This is a genomic window from Arthrobacter sp. 05T45 (assembly GCF_056395875.1).
On sequence record NZ_JBFTKI010000003.1, the window covers coordinates 137,387 to 162,231 of the forward strand.

At 68.2% G+C, this 24,845-nt stretch carries 22 protein-coding genes; 15 read left to right on the forward strand and 7 right to left on the reverse strand.

All coding sequences use genetic code 11. The features are described 5' to 3' along the window. Positions 1–33 precede the first annotated feature (33 nt). From lysS to AC1DGD_RS05225, 6 genes are all read left to right on the forward strand, one after another. Positions 34–1,566, forward strand: coding sequence for a lysine--tRNA ligase (gene lysS / locus AC1DGD_RS05200; protein ID WP_223914694.1), 1,533 nt, complete (start codon positions 34–36; stop codon positions 1,564–1,566). Between the two features lie 2 nt (positions 1,567–1,568). Then, positions 1,569–1,739, forward strand: coding sequence for a hypothetical protein (locus AC1DGD_RS05205; RefSeq protein WP_223914693.1), 171 nt, complete (start codon positions 1,569–1,571; stop codon positions 1,737–1,739). A gap of 152 nt (positions 1,740–1,891) precedes the next feature. Beyond that, complete coding sequence (locus AC1DGD_RS05210; protein WP_028276918.1) at positions 1,892–2,218, forward strand: histone-like nucleoid-structuring protein Lsr2; 327 nt, start codon at positions 1,892–1,894, stop codon at positions 2,216–2,218. Positions 2,219–2,808: 590 nt separating this feature from the next. Further along, entirely contained in the window at positions 2,809–5,301 is a 2,493-nt protein-coding gene (locus tag AC1DGD_RS05215; RefSeq protein WP_476856120.1) for an ATP-dependent Clp protease ATP-binding subunit, read from the forward strand. 252 nt (positions 5,302–5,553) lie between these two features. After that, the gene (locus AC1DGD_RS05220; RefSeq protein WP_476856121.1) at positions 5,554–7,677 is read left to right on the forward strand and encodes a S9 family peptidase; all 2,124 of its coding nucleotides are present in this window, start codon (positions 5,554–5,556) and stop codon (positions 7,675–7,677) included. Positions 7,678–7,737: 60 nt separating this feature from the next. Beyond that, a complete protein-coding gene (locus AC1DGD_RS05225; RefSeq protein WP_476856122.1) occupies positions 7,738–8,271 on the forward strand; it encodes an amino-acid N-acetyltransferase in 534 nt (177 codons plus the stop codon). On the opposite strand, the gene AC1DGD_RS05230 is transcribed toward AC1DGD_RS05225, so the two are convergent. Then, positions 8,258–8,425 (reverse strand): hypothetical protein, encoded by a 168-nt coding sequence (locus tag AC1DGD_RS05230; RefSeq protein WP_476856123.1) that lies wholly within the window; start codon positions 8,423–8,425, stop codon positions 8,258–8,260. The two genes, AC1DGD_RS05225 and AC1DGD_RS05230, sit on opposite strands and share 14 nt — an antisense overlap. Positions 8,426–8,519: 94 nt before the next feature. Between AC1DGD_RS05230 and AC1DGD_RS05235 the strand changes: the two genes are divergently transcribed. The 4 genes from AC1DGD_RS05235 to dhaM all read left to right on the forward strand — a co-directional run bounded on the left by AC1DGD_RS05235 (position 8,520) and on the right by dhaM (position 11,257). Next, the gene (locus tag AC1DGD_RS05235) at positions 8,520–8,795 is read left to right on the forward strand and encodes a hypothetical protein (RefSeq protein ID WP_476856124.1); all 276 of its coding nucleotides are present in this window, start codon (positions 8,520–8,522) and stop codon (positions 8,793–8,795) included. 157 nt (positions 8,796–8,952) lie between these two features. Further along, complete coding sequence (dhaK, locus tag AC1DGD_RS05240; RefSeq protein WP_476849901.1) at positions 8,953–9,954, forward strand: dihydroxyacetone kinase subunit DhaK; 1,002 nt, start codon at positions 8,953–8,955, stop codon at positions 9,952–9,954. 2 nt (positions 9,955–9,956) lie between these two features. Then, positions 9,957–10,589: a dihydroxyacetone kinase subunit DhaL gene (gene dhaL, locus AC1DGD_RS05245; protein ID WP_223914688.1), complete on the forward strand. Its 633-nt coding sequence runs from the start codon at positions 9,957–9,959 to the stop codon at positions 10,587–10,589. After that, a complete protein-coding gene (dhaM, locus tag AC1DGD_RS05250) occupies positions 10,586–11,257 on the forward strand; it encodes a dihydroxyacetone kinase phosphoryl donor subunit DhaM (RefSeq protein ID WP_476849900.1) in 672 nt (223 codons plus the stop codon). Before dhaL ends, dhaM begins: the two co-directional genes overlap by 4 nt. Positions 11,258–11,260: 3 nt before the next feature. On the opposite strand, the gene AC1DGD_RS05255 is transcribed toward dhaM, so the two are convergent. Together AC1DGD_RS05255 and AC1DGD_RS05260 are read right to left on the reverse strand one after the other, a co-directional pair. Next, complete coding sequence (locus AC1DGD_RS05255) at positions 11,261–11,758, reverse strand: hypothetical protein (RefSeq protein WP_476849899.1); 498 nt, start codon at positions 11,756–11,758, stop codon at positions 11,261–11,263. Between the two features lie 16 nt (positions 11,759–11,774). Continuing rightward, positions 11,775–12,611 carry an HhH-GPD family protein gene (locus AC1DGD_RS05260; RefSeq protein WP_476856125.1) on the reverse strand — a complete coding sequence of 279 codons (837 nt, stop codon included), beginning with the start codon at positions 12,609–12,611 and terminating at the stop codon, positions 11,775–11,777. A gap of 275 nt (positions 12,612–12,886) precedes the next feature. On the opposite strand from AC1DGD_RS05260, the gene AC1DGD_RS05265 reads away from it, so the two are divergent. Beyond that, entirely contained in the window at positions 12,887–13,603 is a 717-nt protein-coding gene (locus AC1DGD_RS05265; protein ID WP_476856126.1) for a hypothetical protein, read from the forward strand. A 43-nt stretch (positions 13,604–13,646) separates the two neighbouring features. On the opposite strand, the gene disA is transcribed toward AC1DGD_RS05265, so the two are convergent. Next, positions 13,647–14,723: a DNA integrity scanning diadenylate cyclase DisA gene (disA, locus tag AC1DGD_RS05270; protein WP_018774911.1), complete on the reverse strand. Its 1,077-nt coding sequence runs from the start codon at positions 14,721–14,723 to the stop codon at positions 13,647–13,649. A 376-nt stretch (positions 14,724–15,099) separates the two neighbouring features. Between disA and AC1DGD_RS05275 the strand changes: the two genes are divergently transcribed. Both AC1DGD_RS05275 and AC1DGD_RS05280 read left to right on the forward strand, forming a co-directional pair. Then, a complete protein-coding gene (locus AC1DGD_RS05275; RefSeq protein WP_028276909.1) occupies positions 15,100–16,713 on the forward strand; it encodes a peptide chain release factor 3 in 1,614 nt (537 codons plus the stop codon). Between the two features lie 172 nt (positions 16,714–16,885). Beyond that, entirely contained in the window at positions 16,886–18,244 is a 1,359-nt protein-coding gene (locus AC1DGD_RS05280; protein ID WP_476856127.1) for a protein kinase domain-containing protein, read from the forward strand. A gap of 26 nt (positions 18,245–18,270) precedes the next feature. Here AC1DGD_RS05280 and AC1DGD_RS05285 read toward each other — a convergent pair whose 3' ends face one another. Beyond that, complete coding sequence (locus AC1DGD_RS05285) at positions 18,271–19,479, reverse strand: PucR family transcriptional regulator (RefSeq protein ID WP_476849894.1); 1,209 nt, start codon at positions 19,477–19,479, stop codon at positions 18,271–18,273. Between the two features lie 97 nt (positions 19,480–19,576). Here AC1DGD_RS05285 and AC1DGD_RS05290 point away from each other — a divergent pair, with 97 nt between their 5' ends. Both AC1DGD_RS05290 and AC1DGD_RS05295 read left to right on the forward strand, forming a co-directional pair. Further along, positions 19,577–20,656: a ferredoxin reductase gene (locus AC1DGD_RS05290; RefSeq protein WP_028276907.1), complete on the forward strand. Its 1,080-nt coding sequence runs from the start codon at positions 19,577–19,579 to the stop codon at positions 20,654–20,656. A 13-nt stretch (positions 20,657–20,669) separates the two neighbouring features. Further along, on the forward strand, positions 20,670–21,881 hold the full coding sequence (locus AC1DGD_RS05295) for a fatty acid desaturase family protein (protein ID WP_243178328.1): 1,212 nt from the start codon (positions 20,670–20,672) through the stop codon (positions 21,879–21,881). A gap of 89 nt (positions 21,882–21,970) precedes the next feature. On the opposite strand, the gene AC1DGD_RS05300 is transcribed toward AC1DGD_RS05295, so the two are convergent. Both AC1DGD_RS05300 and AC1DGD_RS05305 read right to left on the reverse strand, forming a co-directional pair. Continuing rightward, positions 21,971–22,543, reverse strand: a complete 573-nt coding sequence (locus AC1DGD_RS05300) for a class I SAM-dependent methyltransferase (protein ID WP_476856128.1) — start codon at positions 22,541–22,543, stop codon at positions 21,971–21,973. 79 nt (positions 22,544–22,622) lie between these two features. Next, entirely contained in the window at positions 22,623–24,749 is a 2,127-nt protein-coding gene (locus AC1DGD_RS05305; protein ID WP_476856129.1) for a copper-translocating P-type ATPase, read from the reverse strand. Positions 24,750–24,845: the final 96 nt, after the last annotated feature.

Sequence of the window (24,845 nt, forward strand, 5' to 3'; positions counted from 1 at the left end):
CCCGGACGCAAATCGACGGTAAACTTGGGGATTGTGACTTCCCAAAACACCCCCACCCCGAACAACGCCGCCGAGCCGCATGATGCCAGCGAACAGACCCGCATCCGCATGGAGAAGCGCGCGAAGCTGATCGAACGCGGCGTCGAGGCATATCCGGTGGGTGTCGAACGCACGCACTCGCTCACGGAAATCCGGGAGAAATACGCCTACCTGCAGGCCGATGAAACAACTGGCGACGCCGTTGGCGTGACCGGCCGCATCGTCTTCATCCGCAACACGGGCAAACTCTGCTTCGCCACCCTCCAGGAGGGCGGCCTGGACGGGAAGGCCGTGCGGCTGCAGGTCATGCTGAGCCTGGCCAACATCGGTGAGGAGGCGCTCGCGGAGTGGAAGTCTCTCGTGGACCTCGGCGATCACGTCTTCATCAAGGGCGAGGTCATTTCCTCACGCCGCGGCGAACTCTCCGTCATGGCGGATTCCTGGACCATGGCCTCGAAGGCGCTGCGCCCGCTGCCCGTGCTGCACGCCGGGCTGAACGAAGAAACGCGTGTCCGCCAGCGCTACGTGGACCTCATTGTCCGAGACGAAGCCCGCGAGATGGTGTACACCCGCGCCGCGATCACCCGCTCCATCCGCGAAACCCTGCACCGCCAGGGCTACGTTGAGGTGGAAACCCCCATGCTGCAGCTGGTTCACGGCGGCGCCACGGCCCGTCCCTTCGAGACGCACATGAACGCCTTCGACCAGAAGATGACGCTGCGCATCGCTACCGAGCTCTACCTCAAGCGCACGGTGGTCGGCGGGATCGACCGCGTCTACGACATGGGCCGGGTCTTCCGCAACGAGGGCGTGGACTCCACGCACAGCCCCGAGTTCACCACCCTGGAGTCCTACGAGGCGTGGGCGGACCAGTTCGTCATGGCGGACCGGATCAAGGAGATCATCCTGGACGCCGCCGACGCCGCCGGTGTGGGCCGCGTGCTGCAGACCGAAGCCGGGGAGATCAACCTCGACGGCGAATGGACCTGGCTGGCGGTCTACCCGGGACTGTCCGACTTCGTGGGCCAGGAAGTAACCCCCGACACCCCGGTTGCCGAGCTGCTGGAGCTGGCTGCCAAGCACGAGGTCAAGGTCGACGCCGCCTGGGAAGCCGAGAAGCTCGTCGTCGAACTCTTCGGTGAACTGGTGGAGCCGACGTTGCTCAACCCCACGTTCGTCTACGACTATCCGCCGTCCGCGCAGCCGCTGGCCCGCCAGCACCGCGAAGACGGCCGCCTGATCGAGGCCTGGGACCTCATCATCGGCGGCATGGAGCGGGGCACGGCGTTCTCCGAACTGATCGACCCGGTCATCCAGCGCGAACGCCTCACCGAACAGTCCCGCCGTTCCGCCGCGGGTGACGTGGAGGCAATGCAGCTGGACGAAGACTTCCTCCGTGCGCTCGAGTATGGCGCGCCGCCCATGGGCGGGATCGGCCTCGGCATCGACCGGCTCGTGATGCTCTTCACCGGAGCCGGCATCCGCGAAACGATCCTCTTCCCCCTGTTGAAGCCCGAAGGACACTGAGCATGGACTATATCGCCGTATTGCTGCCCCCCATCGTGGTGGGCCTGCTTTTCTGGTTTGCCATGAAATCCATATTCAATGCCGACAAATCAGAGCGGCAGGCAGAAGCCCGCGCCCATGCCGAGGCCGAAACTAGGGCCAAAGGACCGGAATCCGGGACCCTGGGAAGCTAATTACCCGAAAGAAGTAATAGTTCCCTATTGCCGCCTTAGGTTTTCCTTTGGACAGAGTTTTGCGCTTTGACTCCCTGCTGTAACGCGGAGGATACTTATTCCAGATACATCCTGCTTTTCTAAACGCTCGATCTTTGGAAAGAGAGTCCTTTATGGCACAGAAAGTAAAAATCATCCTCGTTGATGATCTGGATGGGGGATCCGCGGACGAAACTGTCCGGTTTGGCCTTGACGGCGTCAGCTACGAAATTGACCTGTCGTCAAGCAATGCATCAGAACTGCGCTCCGCGGTGGACCGATTTGTGACGCACGCGCGCAAAACGTCAAGCGGACGCGCCACGCGCACGAAAATTTCCAGCGGACGGAATCAGGACTCTGCCCAGATCCGCCAGTGGGCACGGGACAACGGCTATGCGGTAAACAGCCGCGGACGCATCCAGGCTGAAATTCAGGAAGCCTACCAAAAGGCTAATTCCTAGCAGGGCCCGGCGTCAGGCCGCAGTGCCGGGCCCGGCATGTGGGCGCAGTATCAAGCCGCAATCACGTTTCATGCCGTCGTAATCGAGCGTCTGTCAAATGCCAATGCCCCCGTTATCTGACGGGGGCATTGCCATGCCGGCGTCGGTGCGCCCGTCCGGCAGATCGGCCCGCCCGTCCGGCGATGAACAGGCTCCGCCGCCCATGTTCCTCCCCTGCAGCATTTCCAGGCATATGTCCCGCACGAAGTGAACCATTTGCCGACGGTGGCCGCTATGGGGCCAGGCTTAGCGGCCATCTTCGTCAATTCGGGCACCTTTGCCATGCCGACGGCGCCCTTCCGGCGGTGCGCCCGTCCACCCGGCTGGCCCGCTTAGCGGCCGGTTGCGCCCGTCCGGAAGGGCCGAATGCGCCCTTCCGGATCGGCAGGTTGCGCCCGTCCGGTGGGGTTCCGGGCGGTTCTTGCCCCTTGTCCGGGACCCGGTCCTGGCGCGGTTGCGCAACCCTCCGGTTTCCCCTGTGGCGAACAAGCCCCAAATCTGGAACCCGGCCACGTAGCATCAAAGTACGTCGTAGCTAGGAGTGTGGCGAAATGTTTGAGCGATTTACGGACCGTGCCCGTCGCGTAGTTGTGCTTGCCCAAGAAGAGGCACGCATGCTGAACCACAATTACATTGGTACCGAACACATCCTCTTGGGTCTGATCCATGAGGGTGAAGGTGTTGCCGCCAAAGCCCTTGAATCCTTGAGCATTTCGCTCGACGGTGTCCGCGAGCAGGTCCAGGAGATCATCGGCCAGGGCCAGCAGGCGCCCTCCGGCCACATCCCCTTTACCCCCCGCGCCAAGAAGGTCCTGGAGCTCTCGCTGCGCGAGGCGCTGCAGCTGGGCCATAACTACATTGGTACCGAGCACATCCTCCTCGGCCTTATCCGGGAGGGCGAAGGCGTTGCCGCCCAGGTGCTCGTCAAGCTCGGCGCAGACCTGAACCGGGTCCGCTCGCAGGTCATCCAGCTGCTCTCGGGTTACCAGGGCAAGGAAGCCACGGGCGCCGGTGTCGGCCCCGGGCAGGCTGAGGGGACCCCGGCCGGGTCCGTTGTCCTGGACCAGTTCGGCCGCAACCTGACCCAGGCGGCGCGCGAGAACAAACTGGACCCCGTGATCGGCCGCGAGCAGGAAATGGAACGCGTCATGCAGGTCCTTTCCCGCCGCACCAAGAACAACCCCGTGCTGATCGGTGAGCCCGGCGTCGGCAAGACCGCCGTCGTCGAGGGCCTGGCTCAGGCGATCGTCCGCGGGGACGTCCCGGAGACCATCAAGGACAAGCAGCTTTACACGCTGGACCTCGGGTCCCTCGTGGCCGGCTCCCGCTACCGCGGCGACTTCGAAGAGCGCCTGAAGAAGGTCCTCAAGGAGATCCGCACCCGCGGCGACATCATCCTGTTCATCGATGAGATCCACACCCTGGTGGGCGCCGGTGCCGCCGAAGGCGCCATCGATGCGGCCTCGATCCTGAAGCCCATGCTGGCCCGCGGCGAGCTCCAGACCATCGGTGCCACCACGCTGGACGAATACCGCAAGCACATCGAGAAGGATGCCGCGCTGGAGCGCCGCTTCCAGCCGATCCAGGTCAAGGAACCCTCCGTCGCGCACGCGATCGAGATCCTCAAGGGCCTCCGCGACCGGTATGAGGCACACCACCGGGTCACCATCACCGACGGCGCCCTCGCCTCGGCGGCGGCCCTTTCCGAGCGCTACATCTCGGACCGCTTCCTGCCGGACAAGGCGATTGACCTGATCGACGAGGCCGGTGCGCGGTTGCGTATCCGCCGCATGACTGCTCCGCCGGAGCTCAAGATCATGGACGAGAAGATCGCCGCCATGAAGCTGGAGAAGGAATCCGCGATCGACGCGCAGGACTTCGAAGGCGCCGCGTCGCTGCGCGACAAGGAGCAGAAGCTCATTGCCGAGCGCGCCGAAAAGGAACGCCAGTGGAAGACCGGCGGCATGGACGACATCTCCGAAGTTGATGAAGACCTCATCGCTGAAGTGCTGGCGAACTCCACCGGCATCCCGGTCTTCAAGCTGACCGAGGAAGAGTCCTCGCGCCTGCTGAAGATGGAAGACGAGCTCCACAAGCGCGTGGTCGGCCAGAACGAGGCCATCAAGGCCCTGTCCCAGGCGATCCGGCGCACCCGTGCAGGCCTCAAGGACCCCAAGCGGCCGGGCGGCTCGTTCATCTTCGCCGGCCCCACCGGCGTCGGCAAGACCGAACTGGCCAAGGCCCTCGCCGAGTTCCTGTTCGGCGAGGAAGACGCCCTGATCACCCTGGACATGTCCGAGTACTCGGAGAAGCACACGGTGTCGCGGCTCTTCGGTGCCCCTCCGGGCTACGTGGGCTACGAGGAAGGCGGCCAGCTGACCGAGAAGGTCCGCCGTCGTCCGTTCTCCGTGGTCCTGTTCGATGAAGTGGAGAAGGCGCACGCCGATCTCTTCAACTCGCTCCTGCAGATCCTGGAAGACGGCCGCCTGACCGACTCCCAGGGCCGCGTGGTGGACTTCAAGAACACCGTGATCATCATGACCACGAACCTCGGCACCCGGGACATCTCCAAGAGCGTTGCCACTGGCTTCCAGTCCGGCACGGACACGCAGACCGGCTACAACCGGATGCGGGCCCGGGTCACGGAGGAGCTCAAGCAGCACTTCCGCCCCGAGTTCCTGAACCGTGTTGACGATGTTGTGGTCTTCCCGCAGCTGACCCAGGACGAGATCATCGAGATCGTGGACATGTTCGTCGCCCGCCTGGAGAAGCGCCTCAAGGACAAGGACATGGGCATCGAGCTCACGTCCGCGGCCAAGGTGCTCCTGGCGACCCGCGGCTACGACCCCGCCATGGGTGCCAGGCCGCTGCGCCGCACCATCCAGCGCGAGATCGAGGACCAGCTCTCCGAGAAGATCCTCTTCGGCGAACTGCACGCCGGCGACATCGTGGTGGTGGACGTCGAAGGCGAAGGCGACGACGCGAAGTTCACCTTCGCCGGCAACGCCAAGCCGCGCATCCCGGAGATCGCTCCGAGCGTCTAAGCACCAGCAACATCGGCCCCGCTGCCCCGAAAGGGGCGGCGGGGCCTTTGCGTTGCCCGCCGTCGTGAACCATTTGCCAGAGATGGCCGCTATGGGACCTGGCTTAGCGGCCATCTTCGGCGAACGGTGGGCGGTGTCCGTGCTAAAGCGCCAGGGCCCGTTCCGCATGATTCGGGAGCCCTATCTGAAAGCAATGTTTCACTCTTAGTGAACGTTTTGTGATCGATGCCACATTCGGTGTTGAATCGGTGCATGGCTGCTAAGGACTCAGAGACCCTGAGCGAACAACCCGAGACCCCCTTCCACGATCTGGACCACTACCTCGCGATCCCCAGAGTGAGCGGTTTGACGCTGAGCCCGGACGGCACCCGGCTGGTGACCACAGTGGCGACCCTCGGCGCGAAGGGCACCGAATACTGCACCGCGCTGTGGGAGGTGGATCCGGGCGGGGCCAAACAGGCCCGCCGGATTACGCGCAGCGCCAAGGGGGAGGCCGGTGCGGTGTTTGCCGCCAACGGCGACCTGTACTTCACCTCGGCCCGTCCCGATCCGGAGAGCCCCGAGGCAGACCCGGTGAACGCCCTATGGATGCTGCCGTCCGACGGCGGCGAAGCCCGGGTGGCCTTGTCCCGGGCCGGCGGAATCGGCGGGGTCCACGCCGCCAAGGACGCCGACACCGTGGTGGTCGCGGCCTCGGTCCTGGCAGGCTCCACGGACGAGGACAATGACGAGGAACGCCGGAAAGCGCGCAAGGACAACAAGGTCGCGGCCATCCTGCACAGCGGCTACCCAGTCCGCTACTGGGACGCGGACCTGGGCCCGGCGCAGCCGCGGCTGTTCGCCGTCGAACCCGGAGACCCGTTGGAGGCCGGAAAGCCGGCCACCGTCGACGCCGCGCCGCCGCTGAAGCTGCGCAACCTGACGCCCGACGCCGGCACGCGGCTCAGGGACGCCGAATCGGTGCTCAGTCCGGACGGCACGACGATTTACAGCAGCTTCGCCAAGCCCCTCGCCAACGCCGATTCACGTTCCGTGCTGGTCGCCATCGACGTCGCCACAGGCACCCGCACGGTCTTGCTGGACACGGAAGGCCTGAGCTACTTCCCGGGCCCGGTCAGCCCGGACGGCCGGAGCCTGGTGGTGGTCAGCGAAAGCGACACCACGCCGCTGGCGGCCCCGCGGGTCAAGCTGTCCCTCCTCGACATCGCCGGCCCGGCGGCCGGGGACGTCGCCCTGACGCCGCTCGCCCATGACTGGGACCGCTGGGCCCGCCCCGCAGCATGGCTGCCGGACGGATCGGCCCTGCTGGTCACCGCCGACGAGGACGGCGCATCGCCGGTATTCCGGATCGGTGTGGCCGGAGGCCCGGGCGGGACGGCCCCGGTGCTACGCCTGACGGCCGACGCCGCGGCGTACACCGACGTCGTCGTCGCACCGGACGGACGCAGCGCCTACGCCCTGCGCAGCTCCTACGAATTCCCCGCCGAACCTGTGCGGATCGACCTCGCCTCCGGTGACGTCGTCCGCCTGCCCGCGCCCGCGGAACGCCCGCACTTCAAGGGCACGCTGGAGCGCGTGGAGACGACGGCGGCCGACGGCGCCCGTGTGCCCGCGTACCTGGCCCTGCCCGAGGGCGCGTCCGCCGCGGCCCCGGCCCCGCTGCTGCTCTGGATCCATGGCGGCCCGCTGGGATCCTGGAACGCCTGGACGTGGCGCTGGAACCCGTGGCTGCTGGTGGCGCGCGGCTACGCGGTGCTGCTCCCGGACCCTGCCCTTTCCACCGGCTACGGTCAGGACCACATCCAGCGCGGCTGGGGGGAATGGGGCAAGGCTCCGTTCACCGACCTGATGGCCATCACCGACGCCGTCGTGCAGCGCTCCGACATCGACCAGACGCGCACGGCCGCCATGGGCGGCTCGTTCGGCGGGTACATGGCCAACTGGGTGGCCGGGCAGACGGACCGCTTCAAGGCAATCGTCACGCACGCCAGCCTCTGGGCCCTGGACCAGTTCGGCCCCACCACCGACGCCGCGCAGTACTGGCTCAAGGAGATGACGGCAGAGATGGCGCTGGAGAACTCCCCGCACCTGCACGTGGAGAACATCCGCACTCCCATGTTGGTCATCCATGGCGACAAGGACTACCGCGTGCCGATCGGCGAGGGACTCCGGCTCTGGTACGAGCTGCTCGCCAAGTCGCAGCTGGCGGCGGACGGAAACGGCGAAACGGACCACCGTTTCCTGTATTTCCCGGACGAGAACCACTGGATCCTGCAGCCGCAGCACGCCAAGGTCTGGTACGGCGTCGTGGAGCACTTCCTGGCCAGGAACCTGCTGGACAAGGACGTTCCCGTCCCCGACGAACTAGGTCTCTGACGGCCCGGGGCCGTGCCGGCAGGGAGCCGGCCGCGCCCGGGGCACCCGTAAGATTGGGCTGTGACTGAGACCGTGACTGAGACCGCCACTGAGACGATCCGCATCCGCCCCGCCCGCACCGACGACGTTGGCGCCATCAAGACCCTCGTGGCGCCGCTGGCTGACCAGCGGATCCTCATGGCCAAGGAAACCGTGGCCTATTACGAAAGCCTGCAGGAGTTCCGGATCGCAGAATCCGAAGACGGCGAGGTGATCGGCTGCGGGGCGCTGCACGTCATGTGGGAGGACCTCGCCGAGGTCCGCACCCTCGCGGCCTCGGACGCGTGGCGAGGCAAGGGCGTGGGCCACGCGCTGGTGGAGCGCCTGCTGGAGGATGCCCGCGCGCTGGGAGTCTCCCGGGTCTTCTGCCTGACGTTCGAAGTGGAGTTCTTCAAGAAGCACGGCTTTGAAGTCATGGCTGACCAGACCGCCGTCGACCCCGTGGTGTATTCCGAGCTCCTGCGCTCGCACGACGAAGGCGTGGCCGAGTTCCTGGACCTGGCGCGGGTTAAACCGAACACGCTGGGCAACACCAGGATGATCAAGGAGCTGTAGCCCCCGCCGGGTTGCGGCTGCGCCCGGGCCAGCGACGGCTGCGCCCCGGCCGGCGAGGGCGGCCCCGGTCGGCGAAGGCGGCGTCCCGGCCGGCGAAGACGGCGCCGGCGTCGGGGGCGCCGGCGTCGGCGGCCGCCAGGAACTCGACGTCCACGCAGGGCTTCCCTTCAATAAATTTGATGGATAAACTGATGCCGGCCCAGGGGGTGGGCCGCCATACTTCCGGAGGCAAAAAATTGCACAAAGCCGTGATTTTTCCCGATCTCTCCGCAATCCACAGGTCAATCGCCAGTGCTCCGGCAGGGCCGCCGGACCAGCCGCTGGAAGCGCTGCCGCCCGAGCCCGCCAACCACTCCTCGCCCGGCGCCGGCGTGACGGGGCAGACCGCCGGGGCGGTATCTGCCGCGTCAGGACCGCCGGCCGCGTCCCGCGCCCGCAAGGGCCGGCTCGCCGCACCGCCGTTCTCATGGCTGGGCGTCGATGCCTGGCCGCATTCTCCGGCGTGGGCCGACCAACAAGCCTGAAGCGCGTGGGTTCGGAACGCACGGCCACAACCCCGCCGCCCCGTGATTCGCAGCCCGCAAGGGAGCCCGGGCCGGGGGAACGGGGAGCCTACCGCCGGCCGTGCCCCGGTAGTAGGGTCTAAGCAAGCAGCCAGGACACCATCCAGGGAGCACCGCCATGAAGAAACTCATCAATGATCCCAAAGCCGTGGTCGACGAGTCAGTGGAAGGGTTCGGGCTTGCTCACGCCGACCTCGTGACCGTCTTCCCGGACCCGAAATACATCGTGCGCAAGGACGCTCCCGTCGCAGGGAAAGTCGGGCTCGTCTCCGGCGGCGGCAGCGGACACGAGCCGCTGCACGGCGGGTACGTGGGCTTGGGCATGCTCGACGCCGCCGTCCCGGGCGCCGTGTTCACCTCTCCCACTCCGGACCAGATCCTGCCGGCCACGCTGGCCGTAAGCTCCGGCGCCGGCGTCGTGCACATCGTGAAGAACTACACCGGTGACGTCCTGAACTTCGAAACCGCCGCCGAACTCGCGCAGGCCGAAGGCGTCGAGATCCGCACCGTGCTCGTCAACGACGACGTCGCCGTGGAGGATTCGCTGTACACGGCCGGGCGCCGGGGCGTTGGCGGCACCGTCCTGGTCGAGAAAATCGCCGGTGCGGCCGCCGAGCGCGGTGACAACCTGGACGCCGTCGCCGCGATCGGTGACCGCGTCAACCAGAACGTGCGCAGCATGGGCGTGGCGCTGTCCGCCTGCACCGTTCCGCATGCCGGGGTGCCCAGTTTTGAGCTCGAGGAAAACGAGATCGAGATCGGCATCGGCATCCACGGCGAACCGGGACGGCACCGCATCCCGATGGAAAACGCCGACGGCATCACCGACCGGCTCCTGGATCCGGTGGTCAGCGACCTCGGCCTTGCTTCCGGGGACCAGGTGCTCCTGTTCGTCAACGGCATGGGCGGCACCCCGCAAAGTGAGCTGTACATCGTCTACCGCAGGGCCGCGCAGAAACTGGCCGAGCAGGGCGTCACCGTGGCCCGCTCCCTGGTGGGCAACTTCATCACCTCCCTCGAAATGCAGGGCTGCTCCATCACTGTCCTGCGCCTCGATGACGAGATGACAACGCTCTGGGACGCTCCAGTGCACACTCCGGCCCTTCGCTGGGGCGTCTGACCGTGGGCTTGGACGTCGGCTGGGCGGTGCGGTGGCTGACGCTTTCGGCGCAGGCCATGGCGGAACACCGGGTGGAACTGATCGAGCTGGACCGGCCCATCGGGGACTCGGACCACGGCGAGAACATGGACCGCGGCTTCAGGGCCGTGATGGACAAACTTGCCGAGGCGCCGCCGGAAACCCCGGCCGCGGCGCTGAAACTGACGGCCATGACGCTGATGTCCAAGGTTGGCGGGGCGGCCGGCCCGCTTTACGGCACGGCGTTCCTGCGGGCCGCCACGGCCCTGGGTGAGAGCTCCGACGTCGACGCCGCCACCCTCGCCGCCGCGCTGCAGGCCGCCCGCGACGGGATCGTCGCCCGCGGCAAGGCCGAATCCGGCGACAAGACCATGGTGGACGCCTGGACTCCCGCGATCGAGGCGGCCGCCGCAGCGGCTGGCGACGGCGACGGGGACGTCAGAAAGGTGCTGCTTGCCGCGGCGGAAGCCGCCGAAGCCGGCGCCGTGTCCACGGATCCGATGCTCGCCCGCAAGGGCCGGGCCAGCTACCTGGGGGAGCGCAGCATCGGCCACCGCGACCCCGGAGCGGTCTCCAGCGCGCTGATTCTGCGCGCCGCGGCCGGAGCGGCCGAATGACAGTCCGGCTTGTGGTCGTCTCGCACAGCTCCAAGATCGCGGACGGCGCCGTCGAACTCGCCGCGCAGATGGCTCCCGACGTCCTGATCCTCCCCGCCGGCGGCACCGACGACGGCCGCATCGGCACGAGCCTGGACAAGGTCATGGCGGCCCTGGAGCAGGCTGCCGGTGACGGTGTGGTGGTGCTCGCCGACCTCGGCTCCGCGGTGATGACGGCCGAGTCCGCTGCGGAGTTTGCAGCCGATCCAGGCTCGGTGCTGATTGCTGACGCGCCCATCGTCGAAGGACTCGTCGCGGCCGCGGTGGCTGCCCAGGCAGGGGCCGAAGCGGCAGCGGTGAAGGACGCGGCCGAGGCCGTCTACCGGCCCCCCGCCCATCCCGCGGAGGCGGGGCATGTGCACCAGCAGCCGCCGGACGCCACCGGGGACTTTGTGCTCGTCAACCAGACCGGCATGCATGCCCGGCCGGCAGCGAAGATCGCCGGAGGCCTGTCCGCCATGGACGCCGAGGTGACCGTGAACGGCGCCGATGGCGCCTCCATGACCGAGCTCATGATGCTTGCCGCCGGCAAGGGAACCGTCCTGCACGTGGAGGCCAGCGGCCCGGACGCCGCCAAGGCTGTCGACTACCTTGAACGCCTGGTCGGCTCGGGGTTCGGAGAACCGTAAGCGCTAGGGTGCCTGGCGGAGGCCGGCCGCGTCGAGCACCACGCTGGCGGTGATGAAGGTTCCGCACTGCTCACCAAACGGGTGTGCCGCCCGGGGCGTGAACGCCGCGGTCCTGGCCGGCAGCGGGTTCCCGGCGGTGTCCGTGCCCGTGGCCGTCACCTCGATCCGGCTGGCGCTCAGCGTCTCCATCATCAGCATTCCGGTCAGGGTGCCGTCGGGCGAAGAAGTGGCCGAGCAGACGCCGTCGCCGCCGTAGGGGCCCGGCTCGCAGCCTTGGTCCACGGCCGTGCTCCCGGGAACCAGTTCGAGGTCCGCCTCCTTGCAGCGGCCGTCCTGGCACGCGGCCAGATGGATGGTCCGCACTGACGGGGCGTACTCCCGGTCCACCGTGAGCGACACAACGGGCGCCTGGGCGATCGCCGGGCAGGCGGCCTCCGGCCGGCACGCGACAGCCACGACTGCGGTGAGGACCAGCACGGCCGCGGCCGCCAGCTTGCGCATGCTCCAGCGTAGATCCTCAGCCCGGGAGCCGGAAGCCGCCCTGGTGCAGTTCGGCAAGGCCGTCGCCCAGCAGGCCGGCCAGCGCCCGTTCCAGCTGCTCGGGGGCCGCGTTGAGCCGGTGCAGGGCCGCGAGCGGGATGTTGATGCCCTGCGGTTCGAAGCCCAGGTCCGCGGGGGCCTGGTGGAACAGCACCGGCGCCACTGGCTCCTCGGCTGCCCGCAGGACGGCCATCACGGCGCCGCGCACCTGCCGGTCCGTGCCGTGCCACGCCTGCCCCTTGGGCGTGTACGTTGGCGCCGGCTCGCCTGCCGCCAGCCAGGCGCAGGACTCCCGGACAGGGCACTGGCCGCACTTGGGGGCCCGCGCAGTGCAGACCAGCGCGCCGAGTTCCATGACGGCGGCGTTCCAGCGCACCGAGGCGCCGGGGCGGTCCGGGAGCAGTGACGCCGCCAGCCGCATTTCGGCAGCGGTCAGGGCCTGTGCCGGCAGGGCAGAGCCGGAGACCAGCCGCGCGTGGACCCGGCGGATGTTGGTGTCCACCACCGTTTCGCGGCGTCCATAGGCGAACGCGGCGACGGCCGCGGCCGTGTAGCTGCCCACACCGGGGAGATCCAGGAGCTCGGTGTAGGTGCCGGGGACGGCCCCGCCGTGGCTGTCCCTGATGGCGGCGGCGGCGGCATGCAGACGCAGGGCGCGCCGGGGATACCCCAGCCGGCCCCAGGCCCGGACGGCCTCCCCGGCGGGTTCGCCGGCTAGATCTGCCGGTTCCGGCCAGCGGCGCAGCCACTCCTCCCAGACCGGCAGGACCCGGACCACCGGCGTCTGCTGGAGCATCACTTCGCTGACCAGCACACCCCAGGGCGAGCAGTCCGCGGCCCGCCACGGCAGATCCCTGGCGTTGGACGCGAACCAGTCATCCAGGGCCGCATGGAGCGCTGGGAGATTGTCGGCACGGCCGGGCGCCCCGGCGGGCAGGGGGTCCCGCGGTGCCGCGGCGGATACGGGGGGCGTGGGGGTTAGAGTTTCGATCCATTCAGCGTAATAGATCGGGGTAACGGATCGGGACGGCGTCAGGTCCCGCGGCGTGGTCGGGCGCCATAGCCCGCGTGGTTCTCTAGGCTAGAAGAATGGTCAGGCAAGGCACTTCAGGTACGGGCGGTTCGCGGCCGAAAGGTTCGGCCCCGGGGCAAGCCGGGCGCAAATCCGGACGGCCCCCGCTGCGCCGGGTGTACCGCCGCCGCCGGCTGTTTGCAGGGGTGGTCCTGCTGCTCGTCATCGCCGTGGCCTTCGGCGGCTTTGTGGCGGTTTCGAATGCCATGGGCGGGGGCCCGTCTGCCGGCGCCCAGCCGTCCGGGGCAGCACCGTCGCCGGCGGCCAGCCCGGCTGGCTCCGCGTCGGGGAGCCCGACGGCGTCCGGGGAGGCTTCCGCCTCACCCACGGCCACATCGGGGGAGGGCTGCGAGCAGAATCTGATCACCGTTACGGCCGCCACCGACAAACAGGCTTACGCCGCCGGTGAGAAGCCGCTGCTGAGCCTCACGGTGACCAACAACAACAAGGTCCCGTGCGAGGTCAACATCGGGACGTCGCAGATGGAGTACATGATCACCAGCGGCTCGGACCGGATCTTCTCCTCCAAGGACTGCCAGGCGGAGAGCGCGGACCTGATGAAGACCATTGCTCCGGGCAAGAGCGAGACGGCGAACTTCCCGTGGCAGCGCAACCGCACGGTGCAGGGCTGCGAGCCCGTCGAGGCCACGCCCGGTGCCGGCGGCGCCTACTACGTCTTCACCGCGCGGCTGGCGAACAAGAACAGCCCCAAGGCCGTGTTCCAGCTCAGCTGACCCGCATAACTCCTGTTACCCCCCGGTGGGCTTGTGGAGGGGGTTAGAGGAAGCGGTCCAGCAGGCTGGCCTCGGCCATGCGGCTCAGGCCCTCCCTGACGGTCCTGGCACGCTGGTCACCGATCCCGTCGACGGTCATGAGGTCATCGATTGTTGCCGCCATCAGGAACTGCAGGCCGCCGAAGTGGTCGACGAGCCGGTCGGCGACGGCCTTCGGCACGGCCTTGAGCCCGGAGAGCAGGCGGTAGCCGCGCGGCTGCACGACGGCGTCGAGGTTGGCCTCGCCGCCGGCGAAGCCGACGATCCCGGCGATCTTGCCCAGGTCGATCAGCTCGGTTGGGCCCAGGCTGACGAGGGCCTTGACCGCTTTGTCGATGTCCTCCGCTGTTGCGGCCGGCCCGGAGTAGTCGCGGATGATGACGTCGCTGCCCGGGCCGCGGCCGACGGTGAGCTCGTCCAGCTGCAGCGAGAGCAGGCGGCCGTCCTCGCCCAGTTCCAGGACGTACTGGGAGATTTCCTCGGAGATCCTGCGCACCATTTCCTGGCGCTGCAGGGTGACCGCGACGTCACGGACCGTCACCATGGCCTCGATTTCCAGGGCCGAGAGCGAGCTGGTGACCTGGTCCAGGCGCGAGCGGTAGCGTTCCAGGGTTGCCAGGGCCTGGTTGGCGCGGGCCAGGACCTTTTCGGAGCCCTCCAGGACGTGGCGCAGCCCGTGCACGTACAGCGCGATGATCTGCATTGACTGGCTGACCGAAATGACCGGGACGCCCGTCTGGATGGCCACGCGTTCCGCGGTCCGGTGCCTGGTGCCCGATTCCTGCGTTTCGATGCTCGAATCCGGGACGAGCTGGACCGCCGCGCGCAGGATGTTGCTGGCATCCTTGTCGCAGACGATGGCGCCGTCCATCTTCGCCAGTTCCCGCAGCCGGGTGGGGGAGAAGTCGATGCCGATCTCGAAGCCGCCCGAACAGATGGACTCGATGGTCCTGTCGATGCCCAGCACGATCAGCGCGCCGGTCCGGCCGCGGAGGATGCGTTCCAGGCCGTCGCGGAGGGCTGTGCCCGGTGCCACCCTGGCCAGGGTCGCCTTGAGCGCATCTTCAGGGCTCCGAGCCATAGATTTCCCTTCAAAGGTGCAGGGACGAGCCTGCAAGTGCGCCGGATTCCAGGGTCTCCCGGCAGGATCAAAGTACTCAGTTCCCCGCTCTCCCCATGATAGGGGTAAAGCAAGGCCACTTCCGCACAGGCAAGCCTTAAAGTGGTCCATTGCGGCGTGCCGCCGCGGGCCTCCTGAAGGGCTGCCCCGGGCGCCGTCCGTGACGGCATTTTGGCGCCGCAAGGCCGCAGCTTCGTGCCCGGGCCTCGCGCAGCTTCATGCGCGGTCCGGACGCAGCTTCGACCGTGGTCCGCGGCCTGCGATAAACTTGGATCCTTGGGTGTACCGCGGGCTCTCCGCGCCGTGACCCGTCCACTGCCGCAGCGAAAGTAGCATCGTGTCTCAAGAAGTCCTCAGCCCCGCCCGAGTCCAGGAGATTCACAAGCAGGCGGCCCGGCGCCGGACTTTCGCGGTCATTTCGCACCCCGACGCCGGCAAATCCACCCTGACGGAGGCCCTGGCGCTGCACGCAAAGGTGATCGGCACGGCCGGCGCCTCCAGCGGAAAGGCCAACCGCAAGGAGACGGTCTCGGACTGGATGCAGATGGAAAAGGACCGCGGCATCTCCATCAGCTCTGCCGCTCTGCAGTTCGCCTACCGGGACACCGTGATCAACCTCCTGGACACCCCGGGCCACGCCGACTTCTCCGAGGACACCTACCGCGTGCTCGCGGCCGTGGACTGTGCCGTCATGCTGGTCGACGCCGCGAAGGGCCTGGAAACCCAGACCATGAAGCTCTTCGAGGTCTGCAAGCAGCGCAACCTGCCCATCATCACAGTCATCAACAAGTGGGACCGGCCCGGCCTGGACGCCCTGGCGCTGATGGACGAGATCACCGAGCGCACCGGCCTGCAGCCGATGCCGCTGACCTGGGCCGTTGGCATCTCCGGCGACTTCCGCGGCGTCTGGGACCTGCGCAACGACCGCTTCGCGCAGTTCAAGCGCAACAACGCCGGCGCCAACATCGCCCTCACCGAATACTTCACCCCCGACGAGGCCGCCGCCAGCCAGGGCGACGACTGGTCCAACGCCGTGGACGAGGCCGGGCTGGTCATCGAATCCAACCTGGCGTTCGACGTCGCGGCCTTCCACGCCGGCAAGGCGACGCCGATCCTGTTCAGCTCGGCCGCGCTGAACTTCGGCGTCAAGGAAATCCTCGACGCCCTCGTCGACTTCGCCCCGCCCGCTGCCCCGCGGCCCGACGTCGACGGCGACCCCCGCCCCGTGGATGCCCCGTTCGCCGGGTTCGTCTTCAAGGTCCAGGCCGGCATGAACAAGGCCCACCGCGACCACGTTGCCTTCATCCGTGTCTGCTCCGGCATGTTCGAGCGCGGCATGGTGGTCACCCAGACCCGGACGGGGAAATCCTTCGCCACCAAGTACGCCCAGCAGGTTTTCGGCCGCGAACGCGAGGTGATCGACGAGGCCTTCCCGGGCGATGTGGTGGGGCTCGTGAACGCCTCCTCCCTCCGGGTGGGGGACAGCCTGTTCCTGGACCAGCCCGTGGAGTTCCCGGCGATCCCGCTGTTCGCCCCGGAACACTTCCAGGTGGCGCGCTCCAAGGACCCGAGCCGGTTCAAGCAGTTCCGCCGCGGCATCGAACAACTCGAGCACGAGGGCGTCATCCAGGTGCTCCGCTCCGACATCCGCGGTGACCAGGCGCCCGTTCTTGCCGCCGTCGGCCCCATGCAGTTCGAAGTGGTCGAGGACCGCATGGCGCACGACTTCAGCGCCCCGATGCGGCTGGAGCGGCTCCCGTATTCCATGGCCCGGATCTCGACCGCAGACGCCATGCCGGCACTGGCCAACGTCCCCGGCGCCGAAGTCCTGTTGCGCTCCGACGGGGAATACCTGGCCCTGTTCAACGACGTCTGGGCCCTGCGCCGGATCGAAAAGAACCACCCTGACCTCACCCTGGTGCCGATCGGGACCCACAACCCCGCAAAATAGCCCAAGACGGCGGACCGAAAGACTCCAGGGAAGTCTTCCGGAATCCGGTTTCCGCGTTATGATAAGTAAGCTTGCTTATGGTGCGGGTGCCGGGATTTGTCCCGGCTTTGGACTGATCCGCCCGCTTCCAGCGGCGGCCCCATTAGAGGGACCACGTAGACCTTTGACAACCATGGACCCCGGTTTCCTGCTCAGCGGGCGCTACCGGATCGAAGAACTCATTGGCAGGGGCAGCCAATCGAGCGTGTACCGTGCCACGGACGAGGTCCTGGGGCGTGAAGTGGCAGTCAAACTCTTCCGCGACGGGACAGTGGACGAAGAGCGGACCCGCAGGCAGGCCGATGAAGTGCGGATCCTGGCGGGGATGGCCCACCACGCCCTCGTGACACTGTTCGACGCCGGCACCGACCTCAGTGACCCGACCCGCCGGCTCAGTTATCTGGTGATGGAACTCGTCCGCGGCCCCGACCTGCGCCGCCGCTCGGCCGAGGGTCCGCTGTCGGCGGCCCACATGGCGCTGATCGGACACGATCTCGCCGACGGTCTTGCGCACATCCACCACCACGGCATCATCCACCGGGATGTCAAGCCGGCCAACATCCTGCTCGTGGACTACAGCGTCGAGGACCGGCGCGCCCGCGCCAAACTCAGCGACTTCGGCGTGGCCATCACCATCCGCGAAGGCCACCACGGCGACCCCGATGACAGCTCCGGCACCCCGGCCTACCTCAGCCCTGAACAGGCTGCCGGCGAACCGGCAGGCCCCGCCAGCGACATCTATTCGCTGGGGCTGGTCCTGCTGGAAGGCCTGACCGGGAAAATGGCCTATCCCGGCGCGCCGGTGCAGTCCGCCCTGGCCCGGCTGCTCCACGACCCGGACGTCCCCGAAGACATCGCGCCCATGTGGGCGGCCCTGCTGACCTCCATGCTGGACAGGGATCCGGCCGCCCGCCCGCCGGCCCGGGAAGTGTCCCTGGCCCTGCGCCAGGAAGTCATCAACGGCACAGGACGCCGCCGCCGGGACCCGGCCGCGCTGTTGACCGACGAAGAAGGGCGCATGCAGGCGGTCGAGCGGTACCGGATCCTGGACACACCCGCGGACGGCGCCTTTGACCGGATCGCGGCGCTGGCCGCACGCATGTTCTCGGTGCCCGTGGCGATTGTCAGTGTTGTGGACCATGACCGCATCTGGTTCAAGTCCCACCACGGCACGGATGTCACGGAAATCGGCCGGGACCCCGGATTGTGCGCCTCCGCCGTCCTGCAGGGCGATGCCTGGATTGTCCGGGACGCCGTCAACGATCCCCGGACGCTGGCCAACCCCCTCGTGGCAGGCGAGTTCGGCCTGCAGTTCTATGCCGGGGTGCCGCTGCGTACTCCGGACGGCTACAACCTGGGCACCTTCTGCATCCTGGACCGTGAGCCCCGCGAGTTCAGCGATGAGGACACTGCCGCGCTGGAGGACCTGGCGGCGCTCGTGATGCACGACCTGGAGCTGCGGCTCCACAGCCGGCGGGCGCTCGCCGGGTAACCTGCGGTCCGCCCGACGGGCTTGGCCTACCGCCGGCCGGCGTGCAGGGCCAGTTCGAGTTCGAAGCGCGCCGTTGGGTCCTCGAGGGCGTCGCCAAAGAGCTCGCGCAGCTGGGCCGCCCGGTAGCCCACGGTCTGCGGGTGGATCCCGAGCTCGGCGGCCACGGGCGCCCGCTGGCCCCAGTGGCGCAACCAGGAGAGCAGGGTTTCGGCGAGCCGGTCGCGCTGTGCGGGCCGGAGCCCTTCCAGCGGCGCGAGCCGGCGGTTGGCGAGTTCGGTGATCGCCGAGGGTTCTGCACCGAGAATCACTTGCGCCAAGTGCTCGTCGGCCCAGATCGGGGGGTCATCCGGTCCCTCCCGCGGAGGCAGTGCTGCGGCGGCCAGCACGGCCAGCCGCAGCGAATCCGGAACCCTCTCCCAGCCCCCGGCCGGTCCCACGGAAGCGCCGCGCCCCTTCAGGGCACGGTCCAGGTCGTCCCGGGCGGAGCGCGACATCCGCGCCGGCACCAGGGCGACAACATCGGTCTCGCGCTCAATCACAAGGGTGCCCGGGCCCAGGCGCAGCCGCAGCCCGGCCGCGCGGTCCAGCGGCAGCGTCACCACCGCCATGCGCTGGGGCAGGGACCAGTCCGCCATCGCCGCCGTCTGGCGCAGGGCCGCCTCGTCGGCCTGGCCGAGCAGGAGCAGGTCCAGCAGTTCGGTGCGCCGCCGGTCCACTGCTCCGGCCCGTTCGGACTGCTCAAAGGCGTAGGCCTCGGCGCTGACCGCTGACAGCTCATCGATGTACGCGAGGATCGATTCGCCCAGATCCACCACGACGCCCTGGCCCAGATGATGTTCCACTGAGACTTTGGACATCTCCCGGAACGTCACGCGGGCGCCCATCCGGTAGGCGCTCAGGAGCGCGTCCATGCTCCGCCCCTGCCGGAACTCGCCGCTGCCCAGCCCGGCCACCAGCTCCCGGCTTTCCTCGGACAGCGCCGGCAGCCGGGTCCCGGGCAGTTGCAGGAAGCGGTCCAGTGCCGCGGCCACGCCCCTGCGCAGCCCCCTGCCAAAGCGCCCCTCGATCGGCCTGGCGTACGCCGGGACGAGCTGCGGGACGGCTTCGATGATGGCCTCTACAATGCCGGGCATCCGCGGCCGCAGCATGTCGCTGACCTCCCGCGGCAGGGCCAGCCAGGGAGGATCGTAGGCGGGGGTGGGGCCGGCAGGCTCCCGGGCAGGGGATGTGTTCATGAAAAGTCCGATGAGTTGTTGCGGCGGGATAGTTTTCTTGAGTCGATCGTATGCCTTGGGTGAAGAAGTATGGCGCAATCTGACATAAGCTTGATGAATGATCCGGCTCCGTAAGCTGGCGCGCGCCGCATCTCTACTGACCACCCCACTAGCTCCAGAAGACATTCTGTCGCTGTTCAATCCTGTGTTTTCCGCCCGCCAATTGCGCGGCGTAGTCACCAGGGTGGTTCCAGAAACGGCCGATTCCGCCACCATTTTCTTCCGTCCCGGCCGCGGCTGGCAAGCACATCTTGCCGGCCAGTGGGCCCGTATTGGCGTCGAGCTCGACGGTGTCCGCCACTGGCGGTCCTACTCGCTCAGCGCCCCCGCCGGACAGGACCCGGCAATCACCGTGACCGACATGGGCGCCGTCTCCGGGGCCCTCGTGCGCGGCACCAAGCCCGGCGACGTCCTGTTCCTGGCGCCCCCGCAGGGCGATTTCGTCCTGCCCGAGCATCCGCGGCCGCTGCTCATGCTCACGGCCGGCAGCGGGATCACCCCGGTGATGTCGATGATCCGCACACTCGTTCCGCACCGCCCGGATTCGGACGTCGTCCTGATCCACACCGCCCGCACCGCCGCGGACACCATCTTCCGTGAAGAACTCGCCGAGCTCGCCGACCAGTTCCCCAACCTGCGCGTCACGCACTGGTTCACCGGTGAGAGCGGACGGCTGGACTTCACCTCGGCCGCCGACCTGGACCGGCTCTGCCCGGACTGGCGCCAGCGCGCCGCCTACGCATGCGGTCCGGAAGGGTTCCTCAACGACGCCGAGGCGCTGTGGGAGGCCGAAGCGGAGGACGCCCAGCAGGCCGCGGCCAGCTCGGGCACCCTGACCATCGAACGCTTCAGCACCAGCCTCGCCGGCGGCGCCGGGCACGACGGCGGCCTGGTCACCTTCGAGGCCTCCGACCGTGAAGTCGAGGCCGATGGCGACACCCCGCTGCTCGATGTCGGCGAGGACGCCGGCATCCTCATGCCCAGCGGCTGCCGGATGGGTATCTGCCACAGCTGCCTCATCCCGCTGCGGGCCGGCCACGTCCGTGACCTGCGCACCAACGAAGTGCACGGCGAGCCCGGCCAACTAATCCAGACGTGCGTGTCGGCAGCCGCCGGCCCCGTTAACCTCGACCTCTGAGGAGTATCACCGCATGACGATTGTTTCCAACAAACCGGACCTTTCCGACGCCGACACCCCCGCCACCAGCGGTTCAGCCGACACAGCGAAGGTCGTCACGGTCGCGAAGACGCGGCCCGGCGCCCTCGCCGAGACCGGCAGCCCGCTGCTGCGTCCGCCCGCGGCCGCCCACCTCTCCGACGAGCAGGTGGCGGAGCTGGGGCGCGAACTCGACGCCATCAAGGATGACATCCTCGCCAAGCGCGGGTCCGCCGATGCCGCCTACATCCGCCGCATGATCAAGATCCAGCGCGGCCTGGAGCTCTCCGGCCGTGCCCTGCTCCTTGTCAGCAAGAAGAAGCCCGCCTGGTTCGCCGGCACCGCGCTGCTGAGCTTCGCCAAGATCCTGGAAAACATGGAACTTGGGCACAACATCCTGCACGGGCAGTGGGACTGGATGCGGGACCCGGACATCCACTCCACCACCTGGGAATGGGACTTCGTCACCCCCGCGCGCTCCTGGCAGCACACCCACAACGATCTCCACCACCGCTGGACAAATGTGGTCGGCAAGGACAACGACATCGGATACAACCTGCTGCGGATGGATCCGGACCAGAAATGGACGCCCTTCAACCTGGGCAACCCGCTGTACAACGCGCTGCTGGCACCGGTCTTCGAGTGGGGCATCGCGATCTACGACCTCGAACTGGTGGACTACAAAGAGGGCCGGAAGTCCAAGGAAGCCCTGACCAAGGACCTGAAGGCCCTCGGCCGCAAGGCACTGACGCAGTTCACCAAGGACTACGCCGCCACTCCCGCCGTCGCCATGCTGACCGGTTCCGGCAAGCAGGCCCTCTACGGCACGCTGACCGCCAACGCCGTCCGCAACGTGTGGGCGCACGCAGTGATCTTCTGCGGCCACTTCCCCGAAGGCACCGACACCTTCACCGAGGAAATGGTGGAGGGCGAGACCCGCGGTGACTGGTATGTGCGGCAGATGATCGGCTCGGCCAACATCTCCGGCTCCAAGTTCATGCACCTCATGACCGGCAACCTCTCGCACCAGATTGAGCACCACCTGTTCCCGGACCTGCCCTCGAACCGCTACGCGGAGGTGCAGCCGAAGGTGCAGGAGATCTGCAAGCGCTACGGACTGCCGTACACCACGGGTCCGCTGCTGAAGCAGGTCGGCTCCACGTGGGCGAAGATCTTCAAGCTGGCCCTGCCGCCCAAGAAGGCCTAGCAAATCCAGGCCGGCTCAGCCGGAGCGAAATCATGAGAGGGGCGTCTGCCATCGCGGCAGGCGCCCCTCTTCGTTGTGACGGGGCGGGGTCAGGATTTGCCCGCCGCGCCGAGGACGTGGGCCAGCCGCGGATTGCCGGGAAGCACCGAAAAGCCGAAGCGCTCGACGCCCTGCACGCTCAGGCCTGCCGCGGCGATCATGGCTGCGGTGTCACGGTTCGGGTGGCATCCGCCTGCCATCCGGCCCCACAGCGGTGTGAGCAGGTCTTCGGCGGCCCCCAGCAGGCGGTGCGCTGAGCGGACATGTTCGTAGAACAGCAGCAGGCCGCCGGGGCGCAGGACCCGGACCACCTCCGCCAGGGCGAGGGACGGGTCCGCCACGCTGCACAGCACCAAACTGGAGACGACGACGTCGGCCGAGGCATCCGCCGCCGGCAGCGCTTCCGCCACGCCGTCCCTCACCGTGACGGGCACAGGCGCCTTGCCGGCGGCGGCGAGGGCCAGCGCACGGAGCGTGGGGTCCGGTTCGAGGGCCAGCACGCCGGACACCGTGGAAGGGTAGAACGGGAAGGTGGCCCCGTAGCCCGCCCCGATTTCGATGACGAAGCCGTGCGCCGGCGCGACGAGCCGGCGGCGGTGCTCTGCTGCGCCGCGGGCGTCCATCCGAGGACCCACCCGGGCATACGATCTCCCGAATGATGACTCACGGCGGGTGATTTCCGGCATGGGGGCCTCCACCAGCTCAGCTGACCGCGGCCAGGTTGAGCTTGAGCCTGCGCAGCAACTGGGCGTTCAGGGCAACCACAATGGTCGACGCCGACATCATCACGGCGCCCGCGGCGGGGGACAGGACAATTCCGGCGAAGGCGAGGACACCGGCAGCCAGCGGCACCGAGATGATGTTGTATCCGGTGGCCCACACGAGGTTTTGCCACATCTTCCGGTAGCTCGCCCTGGAAAGATCGAGCATTGACAGCACAGCCCGCGGATCGTTGCCGGCCAGGACCACGCCGGCAGATTCCACGGCCACGTCCGTGCCGCCGCCAATCGCGATCCCCACCTCCGCCCGTGCCAGCGCGGGGGAGTCGTTGACGCCGTCGCCCACCATGGCCACCTTCAGCCCGCGGCCTTGGAGCTCCGCCACTTTCTTGTCCTTGTCGGCGGGGAGGACCTCGGCGAACACTTCGTCGATGCCGAGCTCGGCGGCGACGGCGTGCGCAACCTGCCGGGCGTCGCCGGTGACCATGGCCACCTTGATGCCGCGTGCCTGCAGGGCCCGGACGGCCTGGCGGGACTCGGACCGTACAGCGTCCTCGAGGCTGACAGCACCCAGGACCCTGCCGCCGTCCACGACATGGAGCACCGCTGCGCCGCGCTCCAGCCAGGCGCCGGTCGTGGCGGCCAACTCCGGCGGCTCCTGCAGACCCAGCTCCCGGAGCAGGGCCGGACCGCCCACCTGGACCGTGCGGCCGTCGACCGTGGCGCGGACCCCGCGGCCGGTCAGCGACGTGAACCCGTCCGCCGTCGGAAGCTTCAGTCCCCGTTCCCGGGCGGCGGCAACGATTGAGCGGGCAAGGGGATGTTCGCTGTCAGCCTCCACGGCGGCCGCGAGTGCCAGCACCGTATCCTGCGCGGCGTCTTGGCCGGTTGTGCCCGCGTCTGCGGCGGCGACTTCCTTGAGTTCCGGTTCGCCCCTGGTCAGGGTTCCGGTCTTGTCGAACAGCACGACATCGACTGTCCGCATGCGCTCCAGGGCCATCCGGTTCTTGATCAGGACGCCCGCCCGGGCGGCGCGCTCGGTGGAAATGGCGATGACGAGCGGGATGGCAAGGCCGAGGGCGTGGGGGCAGGCGATTACCAGGACCGTCACGGTGCGGGTGACCGCGTCTCCTATGCTGCCCATCAGGGTCCAGAAGATGAACGTCAGGACGCCGGTGCCGGCTGCGAAGTAGAAGAGGAAGGCCGCAGCCCGGTCGGCCAGGGCCTGGGCCCGGGAGGAGGACGCCTGCGCCTCGGCCACGAGGCGCCGGATCCCGGCGAGGGCCGTGTCCTCGCCGATGGCCGACACCCGGACCCGCACGGAGTTGTCAGTGGCGATGGTTCCGGCCACCACGGGATCCCCCGGGGCCCGCAGGACGGTTTTTGATTCGCCCGTGATCATGGATTCGTCGAATTCGGCCTGCCCGCCGCTGACGGTGCCGTCGGCCGGCATCCGGCCGCCGGGGCGGACCAGGATGGTGTCCCCGGCGCGGAGTTCGGCGAGGCTGACGGTCTCCGTGCCGGCGGCCGTGACGCGTTCCGCTTCGTCGGGCAGCAGCGCCGCCAGGGCATCCAGCGCACCCTGCGCCGAGCCGAGGGCGCGCATCTCGATCCAGTGGCCCAGCAGCATGATGGGGACCAGCAGCGCCAGCTCCCACCAGAAGTCGAGATCGAAACCGCCGATGCCGAGGCTGGTCACCCACGAGGCGATAAAGGCGACGCTGATGGCCATGGCAATCAGCAGCATCATCCCCGGTTTTCGCGTCTTCAGTTCATTGAGTCCGCCCTTGAGGAACGGACGGCCGCCGTAGAGGTAGATCGCCGTGCCGAACACCGGCGGGATCCACGCTGAGCCGGGGAAGGCGGGAGGAGCGTAGCCCAGGAGTTCCGCGAACATGGGGCTGAAGAAGACCACCGGCACGGCCAGGGCCAGTGACAGCCAGAACCTGTCCCTGAACATCGCGACGCTGTGCCCGGCATGCTGGCCGTGGCTGTGTACCGTGTGCTCATCCGCGGCGGAGCCCACGGCATGGTTGCCGTGCGGCGTCCCGCCCGGGCTGTGGTTCCTGAGGCCCTGGTCCGCGCCGGGGCTGCTGTGCCGGTGTTCCATGGTGTGTGCTCCTGACGGATGCTCAGTCATCTGCGGCTACGCCAAACATACCCCCGGGGGGTATCTTTGGCAAGAGGGCATTTCCAGCCTCAGCGG

Coding starts and splice junctions, on each gene's coding strand:
- AC1DGD_RS05205 (WP_223914693.1), top strand. CDS start 1,569: ATGGACTATATCGCCGTATTGCTGCCCCCCATCGTGGTGGGCCTGCTT.
- AC1DGD_RS05210 (WP_028276918.1), top strand. CDS start 1,892: ATGGCACAGAAAGTAAAAATCATCCTCGTTGATGATCTGGATGGGGGA.
- AC1DGD_RS05215 (WP_476856120.1), top strand. CDS start 2,809: ATGTTTGAGCGATTTACGGACCGTGCCCGTCGCGTAGTTGTGCTTGCC.
- AC1DGD_RS05220 (WP_476856121.1), top strand. CDS start 5,554: ATGGCTGCTAAGGACTCAGAGACCCTGAGCGAACAACCCGAGACCCCC.
- dhaK (WP_476849901.1), top strand. CDS start 8,953: ATGAAGAAACTCATCAATGATCCCAAAGCCGTGGTCGACGAGTCAGTG.
- dhaM (WP_476849900.1), top strand. CDS start 10,586: ATGACAGTCCGGCTTGTGGTCGTCTCGCACAGCTCCAAGATCGCGGAC.
- AC1DGD_RS05255 (WP_476849899.1), bottom strand. CDS start 11,758: ATGCGCAAGCTGGCGGCCGCGGCCGTGCTGGTCCTCACCGCAGTCGTG.
- AC1DGD_RS05265 (WP_476856126.1), top strand. CDS start 12,887: ATGGTCAGGCAAGGCACTTCAGGTACGGGCGGTTCGCGGCCGAAAGGT.
- disA (WP_018774911.1), bottom strand. CDS start 14,723: ATGGCTCGGAGCCCTGAAGATGCGCTCAAGGCGACCCTGGCCAGGGTG.
- AC1DGD_RS05280 (WP_476856127.1), top strand. CDS start 16,886: ATGGACCCCGGTTTCCTGCTCAGCGGGCGCTACCGGATCGAAGAACTC.
- AC1DGD_RS05285 (WP_476849894.1), bottom strand. CDS start 19,479: ATGAACACATCCCCTGCCCGGGAGCCTGCCGGCCCCACCCCCGCCTAC.
- AC1DGD_RS05290 (WP_028276907.1), top strand. CDS start 19,577: ATGATCCGGCTCCGTAAGCTGGCGCGCGCCGCATCTCTACTGACCACC.
- AC1DGD_RS05295 (WP_243178328.1), top strand. CDS start 20,670: ATGACGATTGTTTCCAACAAACCGGACCTTTCCGACGCCGACACCCCC.
- AC1DGD_RS05300 (WP_476856128.1), bottom strand. CDS start 22,543: ATGGACGCCCGCGGCGCAGCAGAGCACCGCCGCCGGCTCGTCGCGCCG.
- AC1DGD_RS05305 (WP_476856129.1), bottom strand. CDS start 24,749: ATGGAACACCGGCACAGCAGCCCCGGCGCGGACCAGGGCCTCAGGAAC.